This is a genomic window from uncultured Selenomonas sp. (genome assembly GCA_905372355.1).
Lineage (GTDB): Bacteria > Bacillota > Negativicutes > Selenomonadales > Selenomonadaceae > Selenomonas.
The window spans coordinates 89,636-102,549 of sequence record CAJPOT010000006.1 but is presented as its reverse complement, the minus strand read 5'-3'; the positions used below and the strand labels follow the sequence as shown (position 1 = coordinate 102,549).

13 protein-coding genes are annotated in these 12,914 nt (G+C 43.9%); 1 reads left to right on the top strand and 12 read right to left on the bottom strand.

The window, feature by feature from the left end; all coding sequences use genetic code 11:
• The first annotated feature begins 66 nt into the window (after positions 1 to 66).
• Positions 67 to 354, top strand: a complete 288-nt coding sequence (locus QZ177_RS05645; protein WP_294175912.1) for a hypothetical protein — start codon at positions 67 to 69, stop codon at positions 352 to 354.
• 107 nt (positions 355 to 461) lie between these two features.
• Here the strand turns inward: QZ177_RS05645 and QZ177_RS05640 are convergent, their stop codons facing one another.
• The 12 genes from QZ177_RS05640 to QZ177_RS05585 all read right to left on the bottom strand — a co-directional run bounded on the left by QZ177_RS05640 (position 462) and on the right by QZ177_RS05585 (position 12,891).
• A complete protein-coding gene (locus tag QZ177_RS05640) occupies positions 462 to 1,022 on the bottom strand; it encodes a hypothetical protein (protein WP_294175910.1) in 561 nt (186 codons plus the stop codon).
• 28 nt (positions 1,023 to 1,050) lie between these two features.
• On the bottom strand, positions 1,051 to 1,758 hold the full coding sequence (locus tag QZ177_RS05635) for an adenylate/guanylate cyclase domain-containing protein (protein ID WP_294175908.1): 708 nt from the start codon (positions 1,756 to 1,758) through the stop codon (positions 1,051 to 1,053).
• A gap of 225 nt (positions 1,759 to 1,983) precedes the next feature.
• The gene (locus QZ177_RS05630; RefSeq protein ID WP_294175905.1) at positions 1,984 to 3,318 is read right to left on the bottom strand and encodes a sugar phosphate nucleotidyltransferase; all 1,335 of its coding nucleotides are present in this window, start codon (positions 3,316 to 3,318) and stop codon (positions 1,984 to 1,986) included.
• A gap of 70 nt (positions 3,319 to 3,388) precedes the next feature.
• Positions 3,389 to 4,585, bottom strand: coding sequence for a DegT/DnrJ/EryC1/StrS family aminotransferase (locus QZ177_RS05625; RefSeq protein ID WP_294175903.1), 1,197 nt, complete (start codon positions 4,583 to 4,585; stop codon positions 3,389 to 3,391).
• A 79-nt stretch (positions 4,586 to 4,664) separates the two neighbouring features.
• Entirely contained in the window at positions 4,665 to 5,360 is a 696-nt protein-coding gene (locus QZ177_RS05620; protein ID WP_294175901.1) for an MAE_28990/MAE_18760 family HEPN-like nuclease, read from the bottom strand.
• A gap of 17 nt (positions 5,361 to 5,377) precedes the next feature.
• Positions 5,378 to 6,493: a DUF262 domain-containing protein gene (locus QZ177_RS05615; RefSeq protein ID WP_294175899.1), complete on the bottom strand. Its 1,116-nt coding sequence runs from the start codon at positions 6,491 to 6,493 to the stop codon at positions 5,378 to 5,380.
• 76 nt (positions 6,494 to 6,569) lie between these two features.
• On the bottom strand, positions 6,570 to 7,505 hold the full coding sequence (locus tag QZ177_RS05610) for a GDP-L-fucose synthase (protein WP_294175897.1): 936 nt from the start codon (positions 7,503 to 7,505) through the stop codon (positions 6,570 to 6,572).
• 37 nt (positions 7,506 to 7,542) lie between these two features.
• Complete coding sequence (locus tag QZ177_RS05605) at positions 7,543 to 8,487, bottom strand: NAD-dependent epimerase/dehydratase family protein (RefSeq protein ID WP_294175896.1); 945 nt, start codon at positions 8,485 to 8,487, stop codon at positions 7,543 to 7,545.
• Positions 8,488 to 8,534: 47 nt separating this feature from the next.
• Positions 8,535 to 9,365 (bottom strand): transketolase, encoded by an 831-nt coding sequence (locus tag QZ177_RS05600; RefSeq protein WP_294175894.1) that lies wholly within the window; start codon positions 9,363 to 9,365, stop codon positions 8,535 to 8,537.
• Entirely contained in the window at positions 9,358 to 10,302 is a 945-nt protein-coding gene (locus tag QZ177_RS05595; protein WP_294175893.1) for a hypothetical protein, read from the bottom strand. Before QZ177_RS05595 ends, QZ177_RS05600 begins: the two co-directional genes overlap by 8 nt.
• A gap of 16 nt (positions 10,303 to 10,318) precedes the next feature.
• Entirely contained in the window at positions 10,319 to 11,350 is a 1,032-nt protein-coding gene (gene gmd / locus QZ177_RS05590) for a GDP-mannose 4,6-dehydratase (protein ID WP_294175892.1), read from the bottom strand.
• Positions 11,347 to 12,891, bottom strand: a complete 1,545-nt coding sequence (locus tag QZ177_RS05585; RefSeq protein WP_294175891.1) for a hypothetical protein — start codon at positions 12,889 to 12,891, stop codon at positions 11,347 to 11,349. Before QZ177_RS05585 ends, gmd begins: the two co-directional genes overlap by 4 nt.
• Positions 12,892 to 12,914 lie beyond the last annotated feature (23 nt).

Sequence of the window (12,914 nt, the reverse complement as noted above, 5' to 3'; positions counted from 1 at the left end):
ACTAAAGCTGTCTCAAAAAACCCAACCGCCCAGAATGATCTGGAGCTCATGAAGGAGAATCACCGCTTGCGCGAAGAACTTGCAGAAGCGAAAAAAGAAAATTTTTTCCTAAAAAGCGGCGGCATTCTTCGCAAAGAGAATCGATTAGAGGCCTATCGGTTCATAGACGAATATCGGGGTCTGTTTAGTGTTCGGTGGCTGCTACGACGTTTGGAAATTTATCTTCACGAGTATCAAGATGAGGAGTCTCTCTACCGCGCTGTGGAACATTTTGCTTATACCACATACAACCATGTACGACCGCATTCTTATAACGGATATCGTACGCCATTCGAAGCGAGATATTCGACATAAGTTGATTGAACACTCGTGTTACAAAAACGCTTGACCACGACAGAGTATAGCAAATCCCCTTCTAACGAATCATGGATTCTACTATAGAAACACACCATTTGATTGCTTTATTTTAAAGCAGAAATCGTCAGTATACTAACAACAATAGTTGCTATAATTATGCTTAAGATAAAACAGTCTAAAGTTCTCTGATTCATCTTCAGTTTTTTTCGGAAAATATCATTGAGCTTATATAATTCGGCCGCCATATTATCAATAATATCCTGAGTATTCATCTGTTGAACATCTCGTTTATATATATCAAAAATATAATCTGTCGGAGATTGCTTCCAAAACCATTTCGAGGAATATTCCAACGCAGAACTCTGACCCCGAATAGTTCGCATTCCAAAGATAAAGACTCCCAAAATACTAAAAAAGAGACCCAAGGTAAGCACAACTATAATAATCTCAAGAGCATTATTCTGTCCAACACTAGTATAAGCCGTAAAGATCAAATCATGAAACAAAGCAGCCATAGAGATAATTACTCCTGTAGTCCCCATTACGATTGAGACTTTTGTATCCGTCAAGCGAATATACGATGAAATATCTGCTATCGCATTTGATAAAAAAGTTTGCTTGAGTATAAAAAGGTCACTAGCTTGTTTATTCTTCCGTCTCTTCATAAAAACTCCTTACATGAGATCTTCTGCCTTATATTCGTTGCATTGTATATCCATCTTTATCTGTTCCTTCAAATCTTATCCTTCCAGTTTTTCCTTTAGGCCACTTCTGTTTTATGCGTTTTCCTACTTTCACCTCATTAAACACAGAAGAATATTTAGATGCTTTATTAATACAGTCTCCAAAGGCTTTAACATCGAAAATATCCTTAAAACCTATTTTAGTTACAATGACACGTCCATAGTCTATGCCAACTCCAAAATCAATAGCTTCTATATTTTCTTCTTCCAGTATATGATTAATAATAGATTCTCTGACTTGCAATAAACTTTCTCCACATAACCCAGCATCCTGCACACATATAGAAATCGCCCTCTTTGAATACTTGCCTCCAAACAAAGCCATTACACCATCGCCCATGATATCAATCGGGTATCCATGATGCTCCCGAATTACAGCTATAACCGTCGGCAAATATATATGCATGGTCAAAAAAGTTTTTTCTCCTCGCAAGCGTTCGGCTCTTTGAGTTGATTTTCTCATGTCAACAAACAACACCGCAAATTTATCTTCTTCATAAGCAGCAAAAGGGAGTTCCGATGCATGATAACCAGGAATAGTATCTGACAGGGCGCTTTCACTCAAAGCAAATTCTTTAAAATGCAAATTTTTCTTAGCCTGTTCATATATCCTTCGCACTTCTATCCGTATTTCTTCTTCCCGTATCTGAGTTAACATGATACTCTCCCCTTTTTCGACTAGAGCATATTCAAAATTAATCTGTCTACTCCATACCATTTCGTGCCATATATGCTTTCCTTTGAAAATCCTCTGTGAGAAATGATCGTTCCCAAAACATTCACAATATGGACTTGATTCCTTACTTATCAAAAACTGTCGTTCAAGATCGGAGACCAACACCCCTATGCTTCTGAAGAGCTGATCTTGCCATGTACATCTTTCTCATATTATCGAAGGCTTAGATTTGTCCCCCCACACAATCTTATCCTCCGCATCAATATCCTCACCCGTCTGAATCTCCATCACCTTCAAAAGCGTCTCCGCCCGTATCGTATGAAAAGACCCCCTAGGAATACGCACCGTCTGCCCCTCAGCAACAGCGAACTCATTGCCGTCGAGTTTCACCCAGCCACGGCCTTCAATCACCGTCCAAGTCTCATCACGTCGCTCATGCAGATGGTAGGTGAGTGCACGTCCTGGACTCAGTGTAATCTTGATGGTCAAACTTTCCGTCTCCGCATCGACGATCTGAAACTCGCCCCATGACTTTTCCGTATACATCACCGGCGTATGAAGTCGCTCTGCATAGGGTTTCATTGCGCTGGATCGCTCCTTGTCCGAAACGAGGATGCCTTCTGGGCTCGCTGCCACCACGACATCCTTCAGTCCCATACAAAGGATGGGTATGGGCAACGTATTCACGACATGAGCATTTCTACAAGTCTCATCCATCGTGACACGCCCAATCATATGCTCTGGCATCACCTCAGCAAGCGTGTTCCATGTGCCTATGTCAATCCAAGTGCCACTGTAGCGCTGAACTGCAATATTTTTCTCTTTCTCGACCACAGCATAATCAAAGCTGATCTTGGAAAGCTCCTCATAACGGTTGAAAAGATCCTCGTAATCCGTATAATCCAGCAACTCACGAGCCTTATCAAGCGCATAGCCAAGCTTGAACGCGAAGATGCCGCTGTTCCACAAAGCGCCCTGTTCGATGTATTCTGCAGCCTTCTCTTTATCCGGCTTCTCTTTGAACGACTGCACCATACTCTGCGACTCTTGCGAAACAGGCATGATATAGCCATACTTCTCGCTCGGATACGTCGGCTCGATTCCCATCAAAATGAGATTCGCAGAACCTTCCCTCTCAGATTCCTGAAGTAACTGCACAACGGCACGAAAATATCCCTCATCGACATAAGGATCGGCAGGACAAATCGCCACAGCCTCATCGAGAGGAACACCGCGCACCTCATGCAAATAGGCGGAGACCAACGCTATCGCAGGAAACGTATCGCGCCGGCATGGCTCCACCGAAATGTTCACACCAGAACCAAGCTGACGGCGAATCAATGAGACCTGCTCCCGCCCCGTCGCAACAGTGATGGGCGTACATGGTGCAGCTCCCTGCACCTGCCGACAGACACGCTGAATCATCGATTCCAGCGTCCCATCCTCGCGTCTCAAAATACGAAGAAATTGCTTAGAATAAAGATCATTCGAAAGCGGCCACAAACGTTTGCCTGCTCCGCCAGAAAGTAAGACAATCTGCATATCTGTCCTCGCTTTCATATGCTGAAATACGGGAAACCTTCACAGAGGCTTCCCGTATTCTTCATTTTATTTATCCCTTATCCTGCAAAAACTCTTTAATTGTCTCCACAATCTTATCCAGCTGCTCCCTGTTCAATCCATGATGACAGCCCACATAAAGACCATAATGATCCAACCACTGAGCAACAGGGTACTCTCCCTCGATATTACCAAACAACTTTTTATAAACCGGCTGGTTCAGCAGCGGAAGCATCGGACGAGTCTCAATATTGTTCTTCTCCAAGAAATGCGTAAACTCATCGCGCGTGAAAGGAGCATCTTTCTTTATGACAATCGGATACATCATAAACGAGTGATCGACATAATCCGGATATTCGGGAAGCTGCAGATACTTCTCTGTTCCCTGTAAACCCTCGCTGAGATAATGCGCGTTCTCCTTGCGCGTGTTCATGATATGATCGCGATTTTCCAGCTGACCAAGCCCCAACGCGCCTTCCAGTTCCCCAATGCGATAGCTGTATCCCATACGAACCATCATGAAGCGTTTATCCATTTCCGTCTGCATGCGCAATTTGCAGACCTGCCTGGGATCAGATGCCAAGCAAGTCTCACAAGTGCAGGCACGTCCATGTGCGATGAGCGAGCGGGAAATTTCCGTCAACGTAAGATTATTCGTCGTGATGACACCGCCGATTCCCGTCGTGATCGTATGAGCAACATACGTACTGAATGCTGCCATATCGCCGAAACTGCCGATTTTTTTCCCCTTGTAGGTTGCAAAATGTGCTTCTGCACAGTCTTCCAAAATACGCAAACCATGCTTTTCCGCCACCGCCATGATTGCATCCATCTCACACGGCTGTCCGAATGTATGCACCGGAATCGCTGCGACCGTCCGATCCGTAATGCGTTCTTCCATTTTAGAAGCATCCATGTTATAAGAAATCGGATCCACATCCACAAACACCGGCTTCAGCCCCGCGTGAATGCACGCATTCGATGTCGCAATGAAGGTAATCGCCGGAACAAGAACTTCGCTGCCGTCTTCCCAACCATATACTTCTTTCATTGCCTCCAAGCAAACATGCAAGGCAGACGTTCCACTATTGCAGGCAACACCATACTTTTGGTCATGAAGTCGTGCGAACTCTTTTTCGAACTTATGAACCATCTTTCCTTGCGAAAGCCGCCCAGAATCCAAAGCCTCATTCACATAACGCTTCTCAGCATCACTGACATACGCATATCCTACGCCGATCTTTTCCATGCTCATACTCTCCTGCTAAAATCATTATACTGAAAACTATATTCAGACAATATTCGTCTTATATGCAAACGAATTTTTCCTATCGCGACTTACAATAATCTTTTGCTTGAATAAAAGTTTCAACACAACGTATAACATCTTCCATATGTTTAATAGTTTTATCAACATAATCATCAATTTGTCCCAAGTGAGCATCCTTCCCAACATCTTCAAAAGACAATTCTCCATGTGTTAATTTATTTCTCAGAGACTTGATTGTTTCTAGCGGCTGAGTATGCAAAGAAACTTCTACACCATACCGCCGCAGTACACTTTGAACCTTTTTTCCGTCAAGATTCCCACTGTACAAGCCATAAACAGAATTAAGTTCTGGATAGGTAATACTGATATTTCCTTCTTCTTTTAATAAAAAGATTAAATCTCGCATGATGCTAGCCTGATCATCGCGCCCTCCTTTTTTTTTCATCGATTCGATATGATATGCTAAAAACAGTGTTTGTATCGAATTATTCAGCTTGTTATAGGGTATCGTAGATTCCGTGATAGCATCATGAATCTCATTCAAACAATTAGTGAGGGTAGACTCCACTAAATTGTACAGCATCAAAAGTATAGAGGCTTTGATTGTTTTTTGCAATTTATTAAAATCTACATCTCCAACCTCCATGTTTTTTTCAATACTATCGTTTGTACTCCTTTCTTTTTCCATATACTTTAGATATGATAAGATATTTACAATCTCGTTTTTCCTTTCCTGAAAATCCTCGTTTATCACAGCATAGCCTCACTTCTTTATCTCTTCACAAACAATCCATAAATGAAGTTGATTCTTCCTTCGAGCTTTTCTTTTTTATGTAATTGATAGACAATTTGTGTGTCTTTTCGAAATTGATCCGAGGCAAGTTCTTCTTTCACGCCGTCTTTCGTTATTGATGACAAGGTGCTTTTGGATTGTAATACCTTCCATACGCCCAAAGAAATCGCCTCGAAAACCGATCTTTTAGTCTCTGGGTTATGTCTATGACGATATCCATAGGGGAAATGATCTTTTACAAACTCATTCACCTCATTGATTTTTACTTCATATTCTCCCTGTACTCTTTTCCATTCTCCCTCATCAATATCCGCCCACTCCTTATTCTTCTTTTCCATGTATTTATCCAAGAATGATGCAATCCCTGTGCCTGGGATATTTATTTTGTCTCCCTCCGAAAGCGCAAAGAATCGTAACAGTAACTCCTCTCTTTCCTGTCTTTTTTCTAGCCACTTATTAATCTTAAGTAGTTCTCGGAAATTCTTATTACTTTTACAATACGAATATATGAAGTCACTGAAACGTCCACGATAACTCCCCTTGCGTTTTTCCATGGGTTTTAAAAGATCGCTTCCTCTATTAATTCGATCAAACATATCTTTTTTTACTTCATCCGTCGTTTCTTCATCCAAAACGATAATTCGCAACGCTGTATTATATAACTTCCTTTGTCGACTTGATTTTAAATCAGCAAATTTATAACCATTTAGGCCTGCTAGCTTTTCAAGACCTTGCAAACATAATTCATTTTTCAAGAACGCATGTATGGTTCTAATACGCTGTGAACCATCAATAATCTCCCATGCTCCACTTTCTGTTTCAGCAATAAAAAGAGAGGGGAGCGGTAATCCTAAAACAATGGATTCAATAAGTTTCGATTGGCGTACCTCATCCCATGTAAAATCTCTCTGATATTCCGGAATATAAATAAGCCCCATATGCTCATTCTTTAACGATTCTTCTACCAAGTTTTCCCGAAACTTTTCCGAAATAAATTCCAATGTCATTTCACGAGTATCATACCGTACTTCTTTACGCTTCTCATAAATTTCTTGCTCCAAAGCGTCTTTATTAAGGTTAGGTATATTCCCCATATGTCAACACTCCTTTTCTTTCATATTTAATGATATTCAATAACAAAACCTAAACGCCCTAGCTCATTCTTGGCAGTTACAGTTTTGCCAAGGTTTCTATAAAATACTGATACGAGCGCTCAACGCCCTCGCGTAATGCCACCTTATGCTGCCAGCCAAGTTCATGAATACGCGTAGAATCGACCAAACGGCGCGGAGCGCCATCGGGCTTCTCTGTATCATATATCAACTCTCCATGAAAGTCTACAACAGACGCAATCTCTTCTGCCAATTCCTTCATGGAAACTTCTTCGCCGCTGCCTATATTGATATGCCCTTCTTCATCATAATGATCCATAAGAAAGACACACGCATCTGCAAGATCATCCACATAGAGGAACTCGCGTTTCGGGCTTCCCGTCCCCCAAAGAGTAACGGAATCCGCCCCCTCCATTTTTGCCGCATGAAACTTGCGAATCATCGCAGGGATGACATGTGAACCCTGCAAATCGAAGTTGTCATTTTCCCCATAAATATTCGTCGGCATACAACTGATAAACGGGTCACCGTACTGACGATGGAAGAACTTCACCAACTCCAGCGCCGAAATCTTTGCAATAGCATAGCCTTCATTCGTAGGCTCGGGCTTGCCATCCAAAAAGGCCTCTTCACGAAGCGGCTGGTCAGCAAATTTCGGATAAATGCAGGAACTCCCCAAAGCCAAAAGCTTTTTGACGCCGACTTCATGCGCTGCATGGATGATATTCGCATTAATCATCAGATTTACATACAAAAAATCCGCAGGAAACGTACTGTTTGCCTGTATTCCACCAACCTTCGCCGCAGCGATAAATACATAGTCAGGGCGCTCCTGCTCAAAAAAACTCTTTGTCGACTGCTGATCTGTCAAATCAAGTTCACGATGCGTTCTCAACAGCAGATTTTGGTATCCATTCTTTTGCAGATGGCGCACAATAGCCGAACCCACCATCCCTGTATGCCCGGCAACGTAAATCCTATCCGAAATTTCCACTTGCCTACCTCCCGAAAATTTTATTTCACGACACCTATTATCCTTTTTCCCGAAGTTCATCAAGATACCATGTATAGAAAGATTGGATTCCTTCTCGCAATGTATAATGAGGTTTCCAACCCTGTTCTCGCAAATATGCTACCGACATAAGGCGATCATCCGTCTTTTCAGGCTTATCTTCCTGATAATGCAGCGTACCTGTATAACCGACAATTTCTCGAATGATATGAGCCAATTCATCCAGAGAAACAGCCTCCTCTGATGCAATATTAACCGGCAAAACCTCATCATAGTTGTCCATTATATAGATAAGCGCATCCACCAAATCGTCCAAATAGATAAACTGCCGAATACACTTCTTCCCCGTTCCCCATATATCTAACGCAAGTTCTTTTGCGCCTTCCAGCTTCGCCTGGTGCATTTTTTGCAGCAACTCTTCAACCAGAGTGTTCTTGATACGAGAAATATTCTTCGTTCCATACACATGCGTAGGTAAAACAGAGATACATTTACCCCCAGCAATGCCATGATATTGTTTGCACAATTCAAGCCCTGCGATCTTGGCAACAGCGTATGCCTCCATTCCGCCCTGTTGTATAGAGTCTATCGCCGCTGTCTCTTGAAACGGTGAAGAAGTATGGCTGCCGTAAACAGCCCCACTGCCTACATAGAGTAATTTTTTTACATTGTTCTTGACAGCAGAGTTAATCACATTAGCTTGCATCATAAGATTATTGTAAATAACCGCAGCTTTTTCCTGTACAAAATAATCAATAGTACCAAGAGTACCCGCACAATAAAATACGTACTCCGGTTTTTCTTTTTCAAAAAAATCCCATACGCTCTTTTGATCCAACAAATCCAGCGAATCATGTGTTCTTAAAATTACATTTTCATAACCATCCGATTGTAATTTTTTTGCCAAGCCATAGCCAATTTGACCTGTATGTCCAGCTATGTAGATCCTACTATCCTTCTTCATAAACAACTCCTAGTCAGCCTCGAATAATCCACCACGTACAAATCCCCCTAATACCTCTTCAATTCCTTAAATGCTTTTTCGATATCCTCGGGTTTATTGGGCATATAGCCGTGCATCAAAGGCTTGTCATAAAGATACTCCAACCCTTTCCCCTTGATGGTATCAGCAATAACGCAAAGCGGTCTGGATCTGCGGGGCGAACGACTCGCTTTCAGCACAGGGACAAGCTCTTCATACGTATGTCCATCCGCCTCCTGCACATCCCAGTTACAAGCACGCCACTTCTCAACAAACGGCTCCAAGCGTAGCATATGTTCAGTAAAATCTGAGCAACCGAGCGCATTACGATCCACAATAACAACAAGATTACTCAGCCCCTGATGACCGGCAAACATAGCTGCTTCCCAAATAGAGCCCTCGCAACACTCCGCATCGCCAACGAGGCAATATGTATGCCAATCCGCTCGATTCAAACGTGCGCCTAGTGCTAATCCTGCCGACATTCCCAACCCGTGACCGAGAGAACCGCCATAAAAATCGTAACCGGGCAGAAACAGACTCCGAATATACTCGTAGTCGCCTCCAATGCGAATCATATCATCGGTCTGTTCAGGAGACAGATAGCCAATCTCCTCGAAGATAGGAAAAAGCATTCCCGCCCCATGTCCCTTGCTCAGAACAAAGCGATCTCTGCCTCCCCATTCTGGATCGTCTGCTTGGTAACGCAAAACTTCTTTGTAAAGTGTTACTAAGATTTCCGTTGCCGAAAAAGCACTCGTCACATGACCGAATCCCAATCGCGTAAAAATTTCCAAAAACCGTTTCCGCATTTGATAGGACAATGCATACAACGATTCAAATTCGCGTGCTTCAGTCATTATCCATCATCTCCTCAAAGGTCTTTTGCAGTCGTTTTCCAAGCGATTTTATATCATATCCCATTTCATCATAAATCGCGCTGCGGTTCATAATGCGCCCTTCCCAATGCTTCGGTTCAACACCCAGAGCACGAATCCGTTTGACTATTCCATATGCAGAAAGAGTCTCCATAATCAGGGAACCCAGCCCCGCGCAAGGCGTCTGATCCTCAAGCGTCACTATACATGAAAACGGCTTCAACCGTTCTGCCAGCAAATCCGTATCCAGAGGGAACGCATAGCAATCAAAGAGGCTAGGAGATTCGCCCTGAATCTTAATCGTGTTGATGCTATTTTTCAGCATAGAAGAAAAATTCCCGGTCGTAATGACGGCAAATCGTTCTGATGCTTGCATCTCAAAAAATCCCTTTTGGAAATCCACCTCACGCTCTTGATAATGCTCTTCCATTAGAAACTTATCAAATCGAACATACATCGGCTGCGAAGCCGTCACCAAGTCACGCGCCGCCACTTTCGCAATGGCGGTATCGGACGGATTTACCATCTTGATGGAAGGAATCATGCGAACCATCGCAAAATCTTCGAACGGCATATGCGTATATCCACATTCTGACGCACACGTCCCTGCATTCAATGCCGCAACCGTAACAGGAATCTTGAGATCACCCAAGAAGTTGCGCAGCTGATCGTATGCGCGCGTCACAGGAAACGGATTCAACCCGAAAGCAATCACATGCTTCCCACTTAGCGCAAGACCAGACGCAACCGCGATAAGGTTTTGCTCCGCAATACCAACATTAACAAAGCGATGCGGAAATCTGCGCCGGAACTCATCCAAACTCGGCGCACCTAAATCCGCAGATACGATGACAATATCTTCTCCTTTCTCCGTCATCTGATAGACTTCAGAAAAGAATGCATCTCGTACATTCGGCAATCTCATCCCCGTCCTTTCAGGCGTGTATTTTTTCCAAGTCCGCTGCAACCATCATCTTGACCAGTTCGTCAAATCCGACCTTGCGTCTCCATCCCAACTCATGCTCCGCCTTGGTCGAATCTCCCCAGAGAAGCTCAACCTCTGCAGGGCGATAGAATTGCTCTGACACATCGACAAGGAGCTTCCCTGTCTTGGCGTCATAGCCCTTCTCATTACTCCCCTCACCTTCCCAGCGAATCGGAACGCCCGTCTCAGCGAAAGCTTTCTCAACAAACTCACGCACCGTATGCGTTTCATTCGTCGCAAGTACATAGTCCTCGGGCTGATCCTGCTGGAGTATGCGCCACATGCCTTCTACATAATCTCCCGCAAAGCCCCAGTCGCGCTTTGCCTCAAGATTGCCTAGCGTCAGCTTCTCCTGCAATCCCTTGGCAATTCGAGTGACTGCAAGCGTTATTTTGCGCGTCACAAAAGTCTCACCGCGCCGCGGCGACTCATGATTGAAGAGGATTCCATTGCAGGCAAACATCCCATAGGATTCACGATAGTTCTTCGTAATCCAGAAAGAGTAGAGTTTCGCCGCCCCATAAGGACTCTTCGGATAAAATGGAGTTGACTCGCTCTGAGGTGCCGTCTCTGGCAAGCCACCAAAAAGTTCTGAAGTCGATGCCTGATAAAAGCGTATCGGCAGCCCGCTCTGGCGTACTGCCTCAAGCAGACGAATCGTACCGACACCTGTCGCCTCCGCCGTATACTCCGGCACCTCAAAGGATACGGCTACATGCGACTGTGCTGCCAGATTATAGACTTCATCCGGCTGAATTTCCCGAATCAGCGCATGTGCATTGCTGGAGTCCGTCAAATCTCCATAATGCAGGAAAACACGCTTGGAAAACGCCGAATCATTCAAGATATGGTCGATTCTCTCCGTATTCTGACTGCTCTGCCTGCGAATGATTCCATGAACCTCATAGCCTTTTTCCAGCAAGAGTTCCGTAAGATACGAACCGTCCTGCCCTGTGATCCCTGTAATCAACGCTTTCTTCATTGAAATTTCCTCCCCCGAATCTTACTCATAAGAACGTCCTTCGCCTCAACGGCATACAAACATACGCTGCGGAACTCCTCGCACCGATGAAATACAAGAACCTGCATCCCTAACATTAGCAATGCTGCACATAGGCATTTGACGAATAATCCCGTATACGTTGAAGAGAAAAATGACGCACTCAATATCTCGTTAATCAACATGATTTCCAAAAGAACGACCATGCTCCACCACGCATGACACCACCAATATTTCTTCATGCTTCGGCGAAAAATCACACGAAAGACAAACTGCACGCGGCCATAGACGATGAACCACAGACCTGCAATCGTGCCGATCATCACACCGACAACACCGAGGTAATGCGCCAAGATCACTGATAAAATCAGATTTGTTGCAGCAGATAGAACCATATAGCCGCGATCATTTTCAAACACACCATGCGTACTGCGGAAGTTGTATGCATTCTCAAACTGCATGCCAAGAAAAACATTGACGGCCAAAGCCTTCACATAGGCATCCTCAAGCAAGAATTCTGCCCCGAAGAAGAGCGCCACAAATGGTTGAAGCACAGTGACATAGATGCAAGCGATATACCCTCCGATCAAAAAGTAAGCAAAATCCAGCATACGATAAACACGATAACTTTTTTCCCTATCATCCGTATAAACTAGGTTCGCGACAGAAGGGATGATTCCCTGCAGCATCTTGTACAAGAGTTTGTAAACGCCATCACAGAGAAGGACATAATTTGCCACAAGACCAGCTGTACGCAGTCCCAGTATCGAGGAAATAATGATCGCATCCGTCCCGCTATATACAATATAGGATAATTTGTGAATCAGGAAATTCTTTACATCCACGAAAAATTTTCGTTGTCGCAAATCCTGTATCGTGACCTTGACCGTATGCAGGAATGGATATTCCTTGCCAAGCCGATGCGAGATGATCAGATTCGCCAATATGTTGAATCCAAGCGCGGAGAGCGCATACATCGTATAACTCTGCCAAACAACAATCGCAGCGAACTTCACAAGATTCGCGGCAAATGTACAGACGAGATCGATGCGAACACAGATATAATCCTTCTGATCCGCCGCAAACAATGTGCGTCTATATGCGAGGAAATACGTACTGAGCACTGTACAAATCTGAATCACATAAACAAACTGGACATAACCCCATGAGATACTTTCATCTCGCACAATCCACGGCAACAAGAAAAACAGAACGATGCCGATCAGGGCAACCAACGTGCCTATCAAGAGATAGATATACCGATAGATGTTCATCAGTATATTGACTTCAGCTTCGTTCTTGTTCGCAATTTCCCGATAAAGCCCATAGCTGATCACAGTACTGATTCCCAGTTCCGCAATGGACAAAAGGGCAATCACATTGGTGAACAATCCTTCAAGACCTAAGAGTTCTATAGGCAAATGGCGCGTAAACGCCTGCCGTATCAAGATGCCGAGGACAGCCAACACGACATACAATGTCATGGAGTACATGCTGTTGCGTAATACATTTGCTACTCGCATTGTTTACCCCCGATAGCCTCTTT